At 71.0% G+C, this 17,172-nt stretch carries 15 protein-coding genes; 4 read left to right on the forward strand and 11 right to left on the reverse strand.

All coding sequences use genetic code 11. The features are described 5' to 3' along the window. Positions 1–20: 20 nt before the first annotated feature. The 4 genes from ACFWI4_RS11155 to ACFWI4_RS11170 are packed head-to-tail and all read right to left on the reverse strand — an operon-like array spanning position 21 to position 3,023. The gene (locus ACFWI4_RS11155) at positions 21–1,361 is read right to left on the reverse strand and encodes an NADH-quinone oxidoreductase subunit D (RefSeq protein WP_385401956.1); all 1,341 of its coding nucleotides are present in this window, start codon (positions 1,359–1,361) and stop codon (positions 21–23) included. Further along, positions 1,358–2,098, reverse strand: a complete 741-nt coding sequence (locus tag ACFWI4_RS11160; RefSeq protein ID WP_387193752.1) for an NADH-quinone oxidoreductase subunit C — start codon at positions 2,096–2,098, stop codon at positions 1,358–1,360. Before ACFWI4_RS11160 ends, ACFWI4_RS11155 begins: the two co-directional genes overlap by 4 nt. Continuing rightward, positions 2,095–2,649: an NADH-quinone oxidoreductase subunit B family protein gene (locus ACFWI4_RS11165; RefSeq protein ID WP_339130849.1), complete on the reverse strand. Its 555-nt coding sequence runs from the start codon at positions 2,647–2,649 to the stop codon at positions 2,095–2,097. Before ACFWI4_RS11165 ends, ACFWI4_RS11160 begins: the two co-directional genes overlap by 4 nt. Positions 2,650–2,663: 14 nt before the next feature. Next, on the reverse strand, positions 2,664–3,023 hold the full coding sequence (locus ACFWI4_RS11170; RefSeq protein WP_037627175.1) for an NADH-quinone oxidoreductase subunit A: 360 nt from the start codon (positions 3,021–3,023) through the stop codon (positions 2,664–2,666). A 723-nt stretch (positions 3,024–3,746) separates the two neighbouring features. Between ACFWI4_RS11170 and ACFWI4_RS11175 the strand changes: the two genes are divergently transcribed. Beyond that, positions 3,747–4,580, forward strand: coding sequence for a C40 family peptidase (locus tag ACFWI4_RS11175; protein WP_385401950.1), 834 nt, complete (start codon positions 3,747–3,749; stop codon positions 4,578–4,580). A gap of 128 nt (positions 4,581–4,708) precedes the next feature. Here ACFWI4_RS11175 and ACFWI4_RS11180 read toward each other — a convergent pair whose 3' ends face one another. Beyond that, positions 4,709–6,010 carry a geranylgeranyl reductase family protein gene (locus tag ACFWI4_RS11180; protein WP_385401948.1) on the reverse strand — a complete coding sequence of 434 codons (1,302 nt, stop codon included), beginning with the start codon at positions 6,008–6,010 and terminating at the stop codon, positions 4,709–4,711. 98 nt (positions 6,011–6,108) lie between these two features. Here ACFWI4_RS11180 and ACFWI4_RS11185 point away from each other — a divergent pair, with 98 nt between their 5' ends. After that, positions 6,109–6,615: a GNAT family N-acetyltransferase gene (locus ACFWI4_RS11185; RefSeq protein WP_385401945.1), complete on the forward strand. Its 507-nt coding sequence runs from the start codon at positions 6,109–6,111 to the stop codon at positions 6,613–6,615. Between the two features lie 106 nt (positions 6,616–6,721). After that, a complete protein-coding gene (locus ACFWI4_RS11190) occupies positions 6,722–7,054 on the forward strand; it encodes a PASTA domain-containing protein (protein ID WP_385401942.1) in 333 nt (110 codons plus the stop codon). A 45-nt stretch (positions 7,055–7,099) separates the two neighbouring features. Here the strand turns inward: ACFWI4_RS11190 and ACFWI4_RS11195 are convergent, their stop codons facing one another. Both ACFWI4_RS11195 and ACFWI4_RS11200 read right to left on the reverse strand, forming a co-directional pair. Beyond that, a complete protein-coding gene (locus ACFWI4_RS11195; protein WP_387193759.1) occupies positions 7,100–7,795 on the reverse strand; it encodes a demethylmenaquinone methyltransferase in 696 nt (231 codons plus the stop codon). A 165-nt stretch (positions 7,796–7,960) separates the two neighbouring features. Further along, positions 7,961–9,493, reverse strand: coding sequence for a reprolysin-like metallopeptidase (locus ACFWI4_RS11200; RefSeq protein WP_387193762.1), 1,533 nt, complete (start codon positions 9,491–9,493; stop codon positions 7,961–7,963). Between the two features lie 321 nt (positions 9,494–9,814). On the opposite strand from ACFWI4_RS11200, the gene ACFWI4_RS11205 reads away from it, so the two are divergent. After that, the gene (locus ACFWI4_RS11205; RefSeq protein ID WP_387193765.1) at positions 9,815–10,846 is read left to right on the forward strand and encodes a chitinase; all 1,032 of its coding nucleotides are present in this window, start codon (positions 9,815–9,817) and stop codon (positions 10,844–10,846) included. Between the two features lie 124 nt (positions 10,847–10,970). Here ACFWI4_RS11205 and ACFWI4_RS11210 read toward each other — a convergent pair whose 3' ends face one another. From ACFWI4_RS11210 to ACFWI4_RS11225, 4 genes are all read right to left on the reverse strand, one after another. Continuing rightward, positions 10,971–11,570 carry a hypothetical protein gene (locus ACFWI4_RS11210; RefSeq protein WP_387193768.1) on the reverse strand — a complete coding sequence of 200 codons (600 nt, stop codon included), beginning with the start codon at positions 11,568–11,570 and terminating at the stop codon, positions 10,971–10,973. Positions 11,571–11,577: 7 nt separating this feature from the next. Next, complete coding sequence (gene mqnC, locus ACFWI4_RS11215; RefSeq protein WP_351863092.1) at positions 11,578–12,777, reverse strand: cyclic dehypoxanthinyl futalosine synthase; 1,200 nt, start codon at positions 12,775–12,777, stop codon at positions 11,578–11,580. Positions 12,778–12,944: 167 nt separating this feature from the next. Beyond that, positions 12,945–13,682 carry a prepilin peptidase gene (locus tag ACFWI4_RS11220; protein ID WP_387193772.1) on the reverse strand — a complete coding sequence of 246 codons (738 nt, stop codon included), beginning with the start codon at positions 13,680–13,682 and terminating at the stop codon, positions 12,945–12,947. A gap of 183 nt (positions 13,683–13,865) precedes the next feature. After that, positions 13,866–16,901, reverse strand: coding sequence for a BTAD domain-containing putative transcriptional regulator (locus ACFWI4_RS11225; RefSeq protein WP_387193775.1), 3,036 nt, complete (start codon positions 16,899–16,901; stop codon positions 13,866–13,868). Positions 16,902–17,172 lie beyond the last annotated feature (271 nt).

Below are 17,172 nucleotides of genomic sequence, written 5' to 3' on the forward strand. Positions count from 1 at the left end.
GACGCCCTCGGGGGTGGTGGTCACCGGTCGACGCCTCCCATCACGGGGTCGATGGACGCGACGGCGACGATGACGTCGGCGACCTGGCCGCCTTCGCACATCGCGGCCATGGCCTGAAGGTTGGTGAAGGACGGGTCACGGAAGTGGACCCGGTAGGGGCGGGTGCCTCCGTCGGAGACGACGTGCACCCCGAGCTCGCCCTTGGGCGACTCGACCGCCACGTACGCCTGTCCCGGCGGTACGCGGAAGCCCTCGGTCACCAGCTTGAAGTGGTGGATCAGGGCCTCCATGGAGGTGCCCATGATCTTCTTGATGTGGTCGAGGGAGTTGCCGAGACCGTCGGGGCCGAGCGCGAGCTGGGCGGGCCAGGCGATCTTCTTGTCGGCGACCATGACCGGGCCGGGCTGGAGCCGGTCCAGGCACTGTTCGATGATCCGCAGCGACTGGCGCATCTCCTCCAGGCGGATCAGGAAGCGCCCGTAGGAGTCGCAGGTGTCGGCGGTCGGGACCTCGAAGTCGTAGGTCTCGTAGCCGCAGTAGGGCTGGGACTTGCGCAGGTCGTGCGGCAGGCCCGCCGAGCGCAGGATCGGGCCGGTGGCGCCGAGGGCCATGCAGCCGGCCAGGTCGAGATAGCCGACGTCCTGCATGCGGGCCTTGAAGATGGGGTTCCCGGTGGCGAGCTTGTCGTACTCGGGAAGGTTCTTCGTCATCTTCTTCACGAACTCGCGGATCTGGTCCACGGCGCCCGGGGGCAGGTCCTGGGCGAGTCCGCCGGGGCGGATGAACGCGTGGTTCATCCGCAGGCCCGTGATCAGCTCGTAGATGTCGAGGATGAGCTCACGGTCACGGAAGCCGTAGATCATGATCGTGGTGGCGCCCAGCTCCATGCCTCCGGTGGCGATGCACACCAGATGGGAGGAGAGTCGGTTCAGCTCCATCAGGAGCACCCGGATGATCGAGGCGCGGTCCGGGATCTGGTCGGTGATGCCGAGGAGCTTCTCGACGCCGAGACAGTAGGCCGTCTCGTTGAAGAACGGCGTCAGGTAGTCCATGCGCGTCACGAACGTGGTGCCCTGGGTCCACGTGCGGAACTCGAGGTTCTTCTCGATGCCCGTGTGGAGGTAGCCGATGCCGCAGCGGGCCTCGGTGACCGTCTCGCCGTCGATCTCCAGGATGAGCCGGAGCACGCCGTGGGTGGACGGGTGCTGCGGGCCCATGTTGACGATGATGCGCTCGTCGTCGGACTTGGCCGCCGACTGGGCGATCTCGTCCCAGTCGCCGCCGGTGACCGTATATACGGTGCCCTCGGTCGTCTCGCGGGGCGAGGCGTCCGATGCCCCGGAAGGGGTCTGCGTGCTCATGAGTACGACCTCCGCTGGTCCGGAGCCGGGATCTGGGCGCCCTTGTACTCGACGGGGATGCCGCCGAGGGGGTAGTCCTTGCGCTGCGGGAAGCCCTGCCAGTCGTCCGGCATCATGATCCGCGTCAGCGCGGGGTGGCCGTCGAAGATCAGGCCGAAGAAGTCGTACGTCTCGCGCTCGTGCCAGTCGTTCGTCGGATAGACGGAGACGAGCGAGGGGACGTGCGGGTCCGCGTCCGGGGCGCTGACCTCCAGCCGGATCAGCCGGTTGTGGGTGATCGAGCGCAGGTGGTAGACGGCGTGCAGCTCGCGGCCCTTGTCCTGCGGGTGATGCACGCCGGAGACACCGGTGCACAGCTCGAACCGGAGGGCCGGGTCGTCGCGCAGTGTCTGGGCGACGGGGAGCAGGTACTCGCGTTCGATGTGGAACGTGATCTCGTCGCGGTCGACGACCGTCTTGTCGATGACGTTCTCGGGGACGAGTCCCTGTTCCTCCAGGGCGCCCTCCAGTTCGTCGGCCATCTCGTCGAACCAGCCGCCGTAGGGGCGGGTGGCCGCTCCGGGCAGCCGGATCGAGCGGACCAGGCCGCCGTACCCGGAGGTGTCGCCTCCGTTGTCGGCGCCGAACATGCCGCGCTGGACGCGGATCTCCTCGCCCTTGTCGCCTCGCTGGCCGGGAAGGTTGGAGGCGCCCAGGTCCTTCTCGGGGTTGACCCCGTTGCCGTTCGCGTCGCTCACCGCAGCAGGCCCTTCATCTCGATGATGGGAAGCGCCTTGAGCGCCGCTTCCTCCGCCTCGCGGGCCGCCTCCTCGGCGTTGACGCCGAGCTTGGTGCTCTGGATCTTCTGGTGGAGCTTGAGGATCGCGTCCATCAGCATCTCGGGCCGCGGAGGACATCCGGGCAAATAGATGTCGACCGGGACGATGTGGTCGACTCCCTGCACAATGGCGTAGTTGTTGAACATTCCGCCCGATGAAGCACAAACCCCCATGGAAATGACCCACTTGGGGTTGGGCATCTGGTCATAGACCTGCCGCAGCACCGGCGCCATCTTCTGGCTCACCCGGCCGGCCACGATCATCAGGTCGGCCTGGCGGGGCGACCCGCGGAAGACCTCCATGCCGAAGCGGGCCAGGTCGTAGCGCCCGGCGCCGGTCGTCATCATCTCGATGGCACAGCAGGCGAGCCCGAATGTCGCGGGGAAGACGGACGCCTTGCGCACCCAGCCCGCGGCCTGCTCGACGGTCGTCAGCAGGAATCCGCTCGGCAGCTTTTCTTCGAGTCCCATGTCTTAAAGGCCCCTCAGTCCCATTCCAGGCCGCCGCGCCGCCACACATACGCGTAGGCGACGAAGACGGTGAGCACGAAGAGCAGCATCTCCACGAGCCCGAAAACACCCAGGGCGTCGAAGGTGACGGCCCAGGGGTAGAGGAAGACGATCTCGATGTCGAAGACGATGAAGAGCATCGCCGTCAGGTAGTACTTGATGGGAAAGCGCCCACCGCCGACCGGCGTGGGGGTCGGCTCGATGCCGCACTCGTACGCGTCGAGCTTGGCGCGGTTGTACCGCTTCGGACCGATCAGCGTGGCCATGACCACGGAGAAGATCGCAAAGCCTGCCCCGAGGGCTCCCAGTACGAGGATCGGCGCATACGCGTTCACGCTCCTCGCTCCTCTCAGTCGGCACTGACTGGTGGCGGTTCGGCGAGCCTGCACCCCTGCCTCGCCAGCACCGCGAACCCCGCCCGTCCCGGCGAAGATCACGGACATGTGAAGCAGGTCACAAGCCCAACTGCCTCGCATCTTATGCCCGGCGGTCTGTGATCTGCGACACGGGGTATTGCCTTAGCTTTGTGATCTCCACCACCTGACGAACGATCATGAAGTCGGATGAGCAGTGATCTTCACACGCGAAGCGTCAGGTCGGTCACCAGACGTGACATTTTCGTTCATCTCCGCAGGCCCGGAGGGTCGTCTCAATATCAAGAGACTTCCCCTGCATGCAAATTGGCGCTGGACGCACCCCCTTGATAGAGGAGCGCGTTCACACTTCGGAGCGACCGAGGGGAGCGATGTGGACGCGTGCACGCGTTCACGAGCGGCGGCGAACCGGAGGCGGCCGGTCTTCACGCGCGGGACGCCACCGCCCGGGTGACCGTTCCGTGACCTGCGCCACATCTACCTATGGGTCAGATAAGCCGGGCTTGGCCAACCTCTTCAACCGGTGGTAGGCGGCGGGCAATTCGGACGTATTACTGAAAGGCCATGATCACGGCCCTGATGGACAGTGTCCGCAATGCCCGTTACGGCGTCAATAAAGAGTTACAGGCGACGAATTCGGCGGCCGATTGAACAACTGTGGCGCACCACACGTTTCTTGAAGGTATGGAGGAGCCCCTGGTACCGCTAGTACCCATGTCCCACACCGCACACATACGAAGCCACCGGAAGCCCCGTCGCAACGCCCCGTCGCTCGCGATGCGCGCCGGAGTTGCCGGTGGCGTCCTCAGCACCCTGGCCGTGGCCGCGGCGGCAGGTTCGGCGAGCGCCGCCGAGCCCGTCACGCAGACCATGGAACTGCCGACCCTGACGGCCGACCTGGCCACGCAGGTCGCCGAGTCCGCGGACGCCACCCAGCAGGCCGCGGCCAACTACCAGCTCGACGCGGAGCGCGACGCGGCGGCCGCCAAGGCCGCCAAGCAGGCCAAGGCCGACCTGGCGGACGCCAAGACGAAGGCCGAGGCCAAGAAGAAGGCCGAGGCCGCCCGCAAGGCCGCCGCGGCCGACGCCGTCTCGCGCTCCTCGGCGCGGTCGGTGCTCTCCGCCAGCGCCTCGACGTCCACGAACGTCGCCGCGCCGGCCAGCGGCAGTGTCGCGACGGTCATCGCCTTCCTCAAGGCACAGGTCGGCGACGCGTACGTCATGGGCGGCACCGGACCCAACGCGTGGGACTGCTCCGGTCTGGTGCAGGCGGCGTTCAAGCAGGTCGGCGTCGACCTGCCGCGCGTCTCGCAGGACCAGTCGGTGTCCGGTACGCCGGTTTCCCTGTCCAATGTCCAGGTCGGCGACATTCTGTACTGGGGTGCGGCGGGTTCGGCGTACCACGTCGGTGTGTACATCGGTAACGGTCAGTACCTCGACGCGGCCAACCCGTCCAAGGGCGTCGTGATCCAGGACCTCTCGGGCTACCCGGCCACGGGCGCGGTGCGCGTGCTCTGACCCGCGACTGACAGCCCGAAGGACCGCTTCCTGTGCGGGGAGCGGTCCTTCGGGCTGTTCCGGGCCCGGTGGCCGGTGCCGACGGCGTCCGGAGCCGCCCCGGTGACCACCGGGGCGGCACGTGTGGGTCAGGCCTTCGGGGCCACCTTCGAGAGGCCGTTGATGATGCGGTCCATCGCGTCGCCACCGGTCGGGTCGGTGAGGTTCGCGAGCATCTTCAGGGTGAACTTCATCAGCATCGGGTGGGTCAGACCGCGCTGCGCGGCGATCTTCATGACCTTCGGGTTGCCGATGAGCTTCACGAAGGCGCGGCCGAGCGTGTAGTAGCCGCCGTAGGTGTCCTTGAGGACCCGCGGGTAGCGGTGGAGGGCCAGTTCGCGCTGGCCGGGAGTGGCACGCGCGTGGGCCTGGACGATGACGTCGGCCGCGATCTGGCCGGACTCCATGGCGTAGGCGATGCCCTCGCCGTTGAAGGGGTTCACCAGGCCGCCGGCGTCACCCACGAGCAGCAGGCCCTTGGTGTAGTGAGGTTGACGGTTGAAGGCCATCGGCAGGGCCGCGCCGCGGATCGGGCCGGTCATGTTCTCGGGGGTGTAGCCCCAGTCCTCGGGCATCGAGGCGCACCAGGCTTTCAGGACCTCGCGCCAGTCGAGCTCCTTGAAGGAGTCGGAGGTGTTGAGGACACCGAGGCCGACGTTCGAGGTGCCGTCGCCCATGCCGAAGATCCATCCGTAGCCGGGCAGCAGCCGGTCCTCGGCGCCCCGGCGGTCCCACAGTTCCAGCCACGACTCCAGGTAGTCGTCGTCGTGACGCGGTGAGGTGAAGTACGTACGGACGGCGACGCCCATCGGGCGGTCCTCGCGGCGGTGCAGGCCCATCGCGAGGGAGAGACGGGTGGAGTTGCCGTCCGCCGCCACCACCAGCGGGGCGTGGAAGGTCACCTCCCGCTTCTCCTTGGAGTCGGCGTCGCCCAGCTTGGCGTTCACGCCGATGATCCGGCCGGTGCGCTCGTCGAGGATCGGGGAGCCGACGTTGCAGCGCTCGTACAGCCGCGCGCCCGCCTTCTGGGCCTGCCGGGCCAGCTGCTCGTCGAAGTCGTCGCGCTTGCGGACGAGTCCGTAGTCGGGGAAGGAGGCGAGATCCGGCCAGTCGAGCTGGAGGCGGACACCGCCGCCGATGATGCGCAGGCCCTTGTTGCGGAGCCAGCCCGCCTCCTCGGAGATGTCGATGCCCATCGACACCAGCTGCTTGGTGGCGCGCGGGGTCAGTCCGTCACCGCACACCTTCTCGCGCGGGAAGGCCGTCTTCTCCAGGAGCAGGACGTCGAGCCCCGCCTTCGCCAGGTAGTAGGCGGTGGTGGAACCGGCTGGCCCGGCCCCGACGACGATGACGTCGGCGGTGTTCTCGGAGAGCGGCTGGGGCTCGGTCACGGCGGGGTCTCCCCAAGACTCGAAATCAACGTGCCGACGGGCACTGGACATGGGCAGTCTATGCAGCGGTACCGATCACCCGGCTGAAGGGCTGCCCCGTGAACCGAGCTCTCCCCGAAGTACGACTGCGCGTGCCCACCGACGAGGACGCCCTCGCCTGGCACCGGGTCTTCGACGACCCCGAGGTCATGGAGTTCCACGGGGGCCGCGCGGCCGAGCGGTCCGTCTACGAGGAACTCACCGCGCGCCAGCGGCGGCACGACGCGGAGCACGGGTTCTGCCTGTGGACGATGCTCGGTCCCGGGGACGAGGTGCTGGGCTTCACCGGGGCGCAGCCGTGGCCGCACGGCTGGGGTCCGGCCGGGAAGATCGAGATCGGCTGGCGGCTGGGGCGGGCGCACTGGGGCAAGGGGTACGTCACCGCGGCTGCGCGCACCACCCTGGAGCGGGTCCGCGCTGCGGGCGTCACCGATGTCGTCGCGATGGTCAACGCGGGCAACGCCCGTTCCATCGCGGTGACGAGGCGGCTCGGGATGGAACTCGCCGAGCGGTTCACCCTGCCCTCGTCCCAGCAGGAGGGGCACCGGTACCGGCTGGCCCTGTGACCGCCTGGCGGGACCGGGGCCCAAGCGGGGACCCGGCGCGTCTTCCGACGGCTTCCGGAAGGGCGGGGCGAGGCTTACCCTTCCGGTACCGCTGGGGGTGACGTCTGTGCGCATAACACCCAAGACACCCGAAATACGCGTACCGCGGCTCGTCGGTCTGATGGCCGTGGACGCGCGTGAGACGGCTGAGGCTCGCGGTGTTCTGCTCGCCGCGCCCGACCGGCCCGATTTCCATCGGACGGTCGTCGACTACGTCGTACGGCAATTTCCGCAGCCCGGGGCCGAGGTGCCGCGCGGAGCCGTCGTCACGGTGTGGTTCGACCTCGGGGACGCGGAGGGGGGCGCCGGGGTGCGCGAGCCGCGCCCGCCACGCCCGCCGTCGGGCGGGCTGCGCCGCGAACTCGACCTGCCCGGCGACCCGTTCGCCGTCCTGAGGTAGCTGGCCCTGCCGAGATCCTCCCTGGCAGGGCTCGGGACGGCCGGTTCAGGCCTGCTTGTAGCCCCGGTGGAGGGCCACGATGCCGCCCGTCAGGTTGCGCCAGGCCACCTTGGACCAGCCGGCCTTGATCAGCCGCTCGGCCAGTTCCGGCTGCGTCGGCCAGGCGCGGATGGACTCGGCGAGATAGACGTAGGCGTCCGGGTTGGAGGAGGCGGCGCGGGCGACCGGGGGCAGCGCGCGCATCAGGTACTCGGTGTAGACCGTGCGGAACGGCGCCCAGGTGGGGTGCGAGAACTCGCAGATCACGACGCGCCCGCCCGGCTTGGTCACCCGGTACAGCTCGCGCAGAGCGGTGTCGGTGTCCTGGACGTTGCGCAGTCCGAAGGAGATCGTGACGGCGTCGAAGGTGTCGTCCTTGAACGGCAGCTTCGTCGCGTCGCCCGCGGTCAGCGGCAGCCAGGGGTGGTTGCGCTTGCCGACGCGGAGCATCCCGAGGGAGAAGTCGCAGGGGACGACGTACGCGCCGGTGCGGGCGAAGGGGAGCGACGAGGTCGCGGTGCCGGCCGCGAGGTCCAGGATCTTCTGCGCGGGGCGCGCGTCGACCGCCTTCGCGACCTCCTTGCGCCACGCCCGGTCCTGGCCGAGCGACAGCAGGTCGTTCGTGAGGTCGTACCGTTCCGCCACGTCGTCGAACATCGAGGCGACTTCGTGCGGCTGCTTGTCCAGGGATGCGCGGGTCACCGTCCCATTGTGGCAGTACGGTCCCGGCCGCTCCGCGGCGCCCGGCCGCGGAGCCGCTCCGAGGACGGAAGCGAGAGGCGCCGCACCCGGCCCCGTGGAGCACGGGAAGGGGTGCGGCGCCGCGCGGCGGCCTCGGTGACCGGCCGCCGGGTGGTGCTGGGGGTGCTACTGCGGGGGCTCCGGGATCTCGGTGAACAGCGCGGTGATGGTGTGGTTGGCGTTCATCGTGATCGTGTAGTTGGGCGTGGTGTCCGTCTGGGGCACGCCGTCGACCTCCCAGCCGCTGAACCGGTAGCCGGGGTCCGCCTCGGCGGTGACGGTGACCTGCGTACCGGGGTCGTACGGGCCGTACTCGCTCGGCTTGAGCCTGCCTCCGGCGACGGGGCTGGAGTTCATGGTGAGGGAGACCCGGTTGGTGACCAGGGAGGTCCGGTAGCCGGCCAGGAACTCCGCGGCGCGCGTGGCGACGGCGGCGTTGTTGTTGTTCTCGTCGCCGAGGGCCTCCCCGTTGAGCAGGTTGACGGTGTTGGAGTACTGGTTGACGACCGTGCACGCCTGGGTGCAGGCGCTGGAGTAGGCCATGATCGTGTGGTGCCGCTGGTCGGCGGTGACCCAGCCGTAGTTCTGGGTGCCTACGGGGGTCGTGCCGCCCTGCGCGATCACGGTCTTGCGGTCGTGCATCAGACCGAAGTTGTGGCCGATCTCGTGCGCGAGGTTCTCCCACGCGGTGATGGAGAAGGCGCTGGTGACCGAGAACGCGTTGTTGCTGGTCCCCGTACCCGCCGGGTTGGGCAGGTTCGCCTGCCCGGAGCTGTCCTCCGGCGGGATGGCGGCGATGAGCGCCACCAGGTCCGCGCCGAAGGCCGTCCGCTGGGCGGCGGCCGTGAGACCGAGCGTCGTGTTCGCGGGGTTGCTGAGCATGCTCAGCAGGGTGCCGGCGTTCTCACGGGCGACGCCGGTGGCCTGGGTCTGGTAGGTGTTCACGACATGCACGCTGGCGGGCACCTCGCTGGTCGCGAGCGCCCTGTTGAGCTGGTTCACGCCGTACCGGATACGGCTCTGGACCGCGGAGACCGAACCGAGTTCGGTGACGGTGGCCGGGGTGTAGGCGACGACGATGTCGATGGCCGCCGGGTTGTCGGGGGTGGCGATCCGACGGCCCGGCTGCGGCCTGACCGACCTGGTCGGAGGCGCGGTCACCGTGTCGACGCCCTGTCCGCTCGGGGGCAGCTTCAGGGCGTCGATCTCCTGGAGCAGATACCGGCCCGGCCGCTTGGGCAGCGGCTTGTAGACGTACTGGCGGAAGCCGTCCTCGATCTCGCCGGACAGGGTGACCGGACCGGCCGCGCACGCTCCGATGATCGACACGGAGATCGTGTTCTCCGGGTGCTTCGGGTCGTGGCCCGACCAGAAGACCGTTCCGTCCGGGTCCTGCCGTTTGAAGTCCTCCATCGCCGTGAAGCCCCTGCTGTGCTCGAACAGCGGGAAGGTGCGGATCTCGGGCACCCCGTCCTTCTGTCTCCTGCACAGCGAATGGAAGTCCTTGGGATTCGCCCGCATCACGGCGCTGCGCTTCACCCAGGGCTCGGGTTCGTGTCCACGGCCGGCTCCGGCGGCGGCGGGTGTGTTCAGGGCCAGGGACAGGGCGGCGGCAAGAGCGGTCGCCGCGGTGGACGCGGCGAGCAGGGAACGACGCATGGGGAACGTCAGCCTCTCTGTGGGGATTTCTCCCATGCTCCGTAACCAAGATCGCACCTGGCTCGTTGTACACGTCCATGCACGGCCAACTGGGGCCAGATTCACCCTTCGAGCGGCTACGGCGGCAGGTCGGGCCCCTTCCGGGCGGTCGGGCCCCTTCCGGGCGGTCACACCCGGGACCCGGCCGGACAAGGGGGTGGCCGTCAGGATCAGTACCCGGCCGACAGCGGACACTTCCGGTCGGGACGCCACCATCCCCATCCGTCCCGCGTCAGACATGACGAGCCGTCCGGAAACATCACGAGAGCGGGTGCGTGCACGATGCGGAGTCTCCTGGAACCGGCCGCCGGGCTGGTGTGTCTGGTGGCCCTGGCCTGTACGGGGTGCTCCTCGGGCGGCGGCGCGTCGGACCCGTCGGCGGGGACCGGCCGGAAGGCGGCGGCGGCCGCGGACCCCGGCGCGGCGAAGGGGTCGGCCACCTCGTACGCCCCGTACGTGAGCGCCACGACCCCCGCGGGCACCGACTCGGCGGGGTCGCCGACGACGTACAACCTGGCCTTCGTCATCTCGGACGGCAGAGGCTGCACACCGAAGTGGGACGGCATGTACGCGATCGGGGACCCGGCCGTGAAGTCCCGTGTCGCGGCGCTCGCGAAGTCCGGGGCCGGCGTGCGGGTGTCCTTCGGCGGCGCGTCCGGCAAGGAGCTGGCGTCGGCCTGCGACAGCGCGAGCGCTCTGGCCGCCGCCTATGGCGCGGCACTGGACGCGGCAGGCTCCACCCGGGCCGACTTCGACGTCGAGGGCGCCCAGTTGAGCGACGCCGCCTCGGTCGCCCGGCGCTCCGAGGCCATCGCGCTGCTCCAGAAGAAGCGTCCCGGGCTGACGGTGTCCTTCACCCTGCCGGTGATGCCCTCGGGCCTGGACTCCGACGCCCTGGCCCTCCTGGAGTCCGCCGACGACCACTCCGTGGACGTCTCGACGGTCGACATCATGACCATGAACTACGGCAGTTCGTACGCGGGGGACATGGGCGACTACGCCGTCGCGTCCGCCGAGGCGGCCCACACCCAGCTGAAGAAGGTGTTCGCCCTGTCGGACGCCGACGCCTGGCACGGGCTCGCGCTGACCTCGATGATCGGCGTCAACGACGTGCGCGAGGAGACGTTCGGGCTCGCGGACGCGGCGCGGGTGAGGGCGTTCGCCGAGAAGAAGGGCGTGGCCTGGGTGTCGATGTGGTCGACGTTCCGGGACCGCCCGTGCGAGAAGGGCAGCTCCACGGCGGGCGACGCGGCGACCGACTGCAGCGGTGTACGGCAGAGTCCGGGGGCCTTCGCACGGGCGTTGGCGGGCTGAGGCGACGGCCTTCGCGGCGCACCCGAGCGGGGGCCGACCCGAACGGGAGCCGACCCGAGCAGGGGCTGATCTGAGCAGGGGCTGATCTGAGCAGGGGCTGATCTGAGCAGGGGCTGACCCGCGATCAGCGGGCGCGGTACACCAGTCGTCCGCCGATCACGGTCGCCACGCAGGTCCCCGCACCGCGCCGGACCAGTTCGGCGCGGTCCGCGACGTCGAACACGGCGAACCGGGCGGGACCGCCGGGCACCAGGGCCGGCAGCAGGATCAGTGGGGCCGGGGACAGCGCCGGCGGACCCGGGAGCCGGTCGGGCCTCCGGCCCACCGCGAGTCCGGCCCTGCGCACCGCGTCGGCCACCGAGCGCGACCGCAGTTCCCCGGCCACGGCCACCGTGCCGTGCGCGAGCATCCGCTGGATCCCGCGCCGCGCGCTCGCGCCGAGGCGGGTGGGGTCCGCGCGGAAGATCCGCTTGGCCCGTTCCCCGCCGATGGGCTCGGTGCCGAAGCCCTCGGCCTCGCGCGGGTCCGGGTGGTACGTGGCCTCCAGCAGCTCGGGGCCGTACGGGTTCAGCAGCCCCGGCGTCAGGATGCCGGGCCAGCGCCGCACCTTCGCCTCCGGATGGGCGGCGGCGAGTTCCTCGTACGGGCCGATGGCGGCGACGGTCGCCCCGTCGGCCAGGACCGCCGTCCCGGCCGACTCCTCGGCCACGTGAATCGTCGGCATGGGTGCGTCAGTTGGAGGCGAGCAGCTTGAGCTCGGGGTGCGCCGTGCCGCCCTCGATCGCCGTCGAGGAGATGTGGGACATGACGCGCTCGTCGACCGGGTCGTTCGCCGGGTCGTCGTGGACGACGATGTGCTCGTACGTCGTGGTCCGCTGGGCGGGGACGCGGTCCGCCTTGCGGATCAGGTCGATGATCTCCATGCGGTTGGAGCGGTGCTTGGCTCCGGCGGAGGAGACGACGTTCTCCTCCAGCATGATCGAGCCGAGGTCGTCCGCGCCGTAGTGCAGGGAGAGCTGGCCGACCTCCTTGCCGGTGGTCAGCCAGGACCCCTGGATGTGGGCCACGTTGTCCAGGAACAGACGCGCGATCGCGATCATCCGCAGGTACTCGAAGAGCGTCGCCTGCGTACGGCCCTTCAGGTGGTTGTTCTCGGGCTGGTAGGTGTACGGGATGAACGCGCGGAAGCCGCCCGTCCGGTCCTGTACGTCACGGATCATCCGCAGGTGCTCGATGCGCTCGGCGTTGGTCTCGCCGGTGCCCATCAGCATGGTGGACGTCGACTCGACGCCCAGGCCGTGCGCGATCTCCATGATCTCCAGCCAGCGCTCGCCGCTCTCCTTGAGCGGGGCGATCGCCTTGCGCGGGCGGGCCGGGAGCAGTTCGGCGCCGGCGCCCGCGAAGGAGTCGAGACCGGCCGCGTGGATCCGCTGGACGGCCTCCTCGACGCTCACCTTGGAGATCCGGGCCATGTGCTCGACCTCGGAGGCACCGAGGGAGTGGATGACCAGCTCGGGGTAGGCGCCCTTGATCGCGGCGAAGTGCTTCTCGTAGTACTCGACGCCGTAGTCCGGGTGGTGACCGCCCTGGAACATGATCTGCGTGCCGCCGAGCTCGACGGTCTCCGCGCAGCGGCGCAGGATGTCGTCGAGGTCGCGGGTCCAGCCCTTGGCGGTGTCCTTGGGGGCCGCGTAGAAGGCGCAGAACTTGCACGCCGTGACGCACACGTTCGTGTAGTTGATGTTGCGCTCGATGATGTACGTCGCGATGTGCTCCGTACCCGCGTACCTGCGGCGCCGTACGGCGTCGGCGGCGGCGCCGAGCGCGTGCAGCGGGGCGTCGCGGTAGAGGACGAGCGCCTCCTCCGGGGTGATCCGCCCACCCTCGGCAGCACGGTCCAGCACGGACTGAAGGTCGGCCTTCTCGGTCACCGGGAGCGTCCCTTTCGTAAGGGTTGTGGACAGACTCAACCACCCTACGCCAGCTCACCGCACGGGCCGACGCCAGCCCACCGCAGCGGGCCGACGCCGGCCCACCGCATGGGGCGGCACCGGCCCACCGCACCGGGCGGCACCGGTCCCGGCCGCCCGGGCCGGCGTCAGGCCGCGTACGCCCCGATCAGCAGTCCCACGTACGCGCCCGCGATCAGGAACGGGCCGAACGGGATCGACGTCTTGCGCCCCGCGCGCCGCGCGATCACCAGCGCCAGCCCGTACAGCGCGCCGAACAGGAACCCGGCGAAGGTGCCCAGGACGACCGTGCTCCACCCGTACCAGCCGAGCACCGCGCCGAGGCCGAGTGCGAGTTTCACGTCGCCGAAGCCCATGCCGTTCGGATTGACGAGGAACAGCACGAAGTACGCGCCGCCGAGCACGAGCGCCCCCAGCAGCGCCGTCAGCCACTCCCCCGCGTGTTCGGGCAGCAGGGCGGCCGCGCCGAGCAGCACCAGCGCCGCAGCGGCGAGCGGCAGGGTCAGCGCGTCCGGCAGCCGCTGCACCCGGAAGTCGACCACGGCGAGCAGAACGCCGAGCGGAGCCAGCAGCAGCCAGACGCCGAGCTCGGGGCGCGTACCGGTGGCGAGGGCGAGCCCCGCGCAGAGCAGGGCGGTGACCGGCGGGACGAGGAGAACGCTGGGGCCGTAGCGGGTCCCGCCCGGGGAACGGGCGAGCCCCAGCCACCCGCGCGCGGCCCCGGTGATCGGCCGGCCCTCGGGGCAGCGGTCCCGCCACGGCTCGTCCGGGTCGACGGCGAAGCGGTAGGCGGGCCGGGGCACCAGGAGCCCCGCCGCGGCGCCCCACAGCGCGGCGGCGACGGTGATCCAGAGATCGAGATCCACGCGTTCCCCCCAGGAACAGTCCGGTACGACGACTCCGGTACGACTAGCACTGAAGAGGCGGCGGCCGGTACGGGCGGCCGCGGCCGCGGCCACCGGGGCGACCAGGCCGACGACGGCGGGCCGACCGGGGTGACCGGGCCGACCGGGGCCGACCGCGGCGACCTCCGGCGCGGCCCGGTCGGGTCAGCCCACCGCCGCCGCGCCGCTCCGCCAGGCCGGCAGCAGCTCGTCGAGCAGCGCCTCCGTCCGGGGCGGCAGCCCCCGCGTACCGCTGCGGGCCACCAGGTCCGCAGCGAGCCGCTTCACCTTGTCCTCGTCCCCGGTCGCGTGCGTCGCGCGCAGCAGCTCATTCCAGAGCCGTTCGTCCGCCGGTGCCGAGTTCATCGACGCGTTCAGCGCCTCGATCGCCTTCTCCGCCCGGTCCTTCTCCAGATGGAACGCGGAGAGCGCGAGCCCGATGTCCGCCACGAGCAGCGGCAGTTGGGCGTCGATGATCTCGTGGGTGAGCCAGCCGTAGCGGCCCTCGGGGCGGTCGGCGAGCAGCGGGCCGCGGACGAGGACGAGCGCGTCGGTGAGCAGCCGCCCGCGGACGACCCGGCTGTCGACGCCCTTGCCCTGGGTCGCCTCGTGGTAGAGCGAGCGCAGGACGTCCAGGTCGGAGACGACGGACTTGGCGAGCGTGAGCCGGCCGGTCGCGTCGGAGCCGAGGCGGGGGGTGCCGTCGGGGTCGTCGCCGAGCCAGCCGCGCAGCCGCTCCACGAGCGCGTCCCGCACGTCCTCGGTGACCCCGCGCGGCCACAGCGCGGCGGACAGCACCCGCGGGTGCACTCCCTCGCGGTGCAGCAGGAGCAGCGCCAGCGCCTCGTGCAGCAGCGGACTGCGTTCGCCGTCGGGCGTCTCCAGGCCGATGATCTCGTACGGGCCCACGAGCCGCGCGTACACGGCGGGCCGCCCCTGTTCGCTGATGTCGACGAGGAACGGCGGGGAGTCGGTCGGGTCGTCGGGCCCGCCCTCCGGGTCCGCCTCGACGAAGAGTTCCACGACCGCCTGCTGCTGGGCGACCGGCAGCAGTTGTGCGTCGAGTTCGAGGCCGAGGAGCGGGGCGAGCAGCCTGCCGTCGCGGGTGATCTCCATCTCCCAGGCCGCGCCCGGCAGTTCACCGGATTCGGTCCCGACGAGATAGCCGATCCCCAACCGGGCGGCGTCCGCTGCGAGTTCGGCGAGACGAAGGGCGTCGTCCGGGGAGGGTTCGGCGGCGAGGAGGACCAGGTGCGGGGCCCAACGGGTGTGCTGGGCGGGCCCGGTGCGGCCGGTGAGCACGGAGTCGTGTCCGGCGGCGCCGAGCGCTCCGCGGCGCTGGCGCGTCTCGGCCTCCATGGTCTCGACGAGGGCCTCGACGCCGTCGAGGTGGCGCAGCCGGTTGGGCGCGAGCGGGGTCAGGTCCTCGCCGAAGCCGACGAGGGTGATCGTCATGCGGTCCGACCAGCCGTTGGTGGCCAGTTCGGCGGCGACGGAGGCGAAGACGGCCGCGCGGTCGGCCGGGCTCCCGCTCAGGGAGACCATGCCGGGCACGGCCTCCAGGTTGAGCAGCAGCCGCGAGTCGTCCATGGTGCCGAGGCTGACGAGCCCGGGGTAGGGGGCGGCGGTGTCGACCTCTTCGTACCGCTCGGCGTCCGTCCTGGCCAGCATCCAGAACGTCTGGTCCTGGCCGAGCTGCCAGGGCGCGGGCGGCTTTCCGGCGGGCTGGGCGAGCTGGAGGTGCAGATCGCCGTTGCCGCCGAGCCAGGCCGCGTAGACGGTGGGCAGCGGGCGCGACTCGGCGGTGAGGGCGGAGGCGAGTCCGCGCAGCGACAGATCGAGGAGGCGTACGGCCTCGGGGTCGGCGCCGACGAGCAGCGCGTCCTGGGCGTCCGCGGCGGATCCGGTCGGAACCGGCGGTTCCATGCCGCGCCGCCCGGCGACCGCGCCGAGCGCAGACTGCCACAGGGCCTGGCGGCGGCGCCGGCCCAGCGCGCCGAGGAGGCCCGCGGCGAGGAGGGGGGCGCCGAGGAGCGCCTCGGGCAGGCCGAAGGAGGAGCCGCTTCCCTCGGCGGCCGACCGGGTGCCGTGTCCGTCGCGCGCGGTCGCGGAGGCCTCGTCGGAGGTGGCGCCGTCACGCTGCCGGCCGTGGTCGCCGCCGGCGCGCTGCTGGGGAACGCGGAACTGGGCGGTGTCCTGGTCGCCACGGCCGCTCTGCCCGGCCTGGCTGCCCTGACCGCCCTGCTGGGCGTCCCCCTGCCGCTGGTCGCCGGTCTTGGCGTAGTCGTGGATCTGGTGCTTGACCTGCTCCGGGATCCCGGGCTTCGCGTCGGGCAGCTCGACGAGCTCGCCGCCGTGGGCGTCACCGGGCATCTCCATGATCCAGCCGGGCCGGATGAGGCTGGCCTCGGACAGCTTGGACCCGTCGGGCTGCGTACGGTCCTTGTTGAGCTCGTAGATCTCCTTGTACCGGCGTCCGTCGCCGAGGTGGCGCTGCGCGATCTCCCAGAGCGAGTCGTGGTGGCGGCCCTCGGGGGGCTGGATCCGGTAGAACTTCGTGTCGCCGTGCCGGGCGGAGGTGCCGCCGTCCGCGCGGGCGGCGGCCCGGGACGCGTCGGCGGCCTGTTCGGCGACCGCGGCCGCGGCTCCGGAGGCGGCCCGCTCCTGCTGCTGCGCGAAGAGCCCGCCCGGAGTCTGCTGGGCGGCGGCGACGGAGCCTTGGCGGCCGGTCTCCGGGCCCTGGCCGAGCTGGGAGAGGCCCGGGGTGAAGCTCGCGGCGGCGGCACCGACGAGGAGCAGGGCCGCGACGAGCTGACGGGCGAGCAGCTGGCTCGGCCCGGCTCCCGGAACGCGGTTCGGCAGCCCGACGCCCGACAGCGCGGCCTTCATCTCGACGAGGACACAGGCGGCGAACTGCGCCCAGGCGAACCAGACGAGGACGGTCAGCACATGGATGAACGTGCCGACGGTGATCTCCTGCTGGAGCCAGTCGAGCGAGGGCGCCCCGTGCGGCAGGGGCCAGCCCACGGCGACCACCAGCGCGGCGGGCACGCCGACGAGCAGCACCAGCAGGGCGGCGAACGCCCCGAACGCCTTCACGAAGTCCCCGAACGTCCGGCGGCGCCGGGGCAGCGGCTGCGGCGTCCGATTCCTCGGACCCGGCGAGCCGCCCGGAGGACTGGAGTTGGTACGTCGGGCCATGGCGGGTGTCCTGGGTTCGTATGGGAAGGGCGTGAGTTCGGGGGTGAACCGAGCCTACTGAGAGTCTAGAGAGGGTGTCGAAGCCCGGCAGATGGCAGGGACGACGACCCGCTCAATAGGTCACCACCCGCCCGGGTCACCCGAGTTACCCCATCACCCTGTCCCCCGCCGCCCACGTCGACCCCGCACACCCTTCACAACATCCGCAAGAGGGCTCCGGCAGCGGCACCATGGTCCAGCTCCGCCCACGGCAACCAAGGAAGTCTTTCGC

The organism is Streptomyces sp. NPDC127038 (assembly GCF_042725875.1).
In the GTDB taxonomy this organism is placed as follows: Bacteria; Actinomycetota; Actinomycetes; order Streptomycetales; family Streptomycetaceae; genus Streptomyces.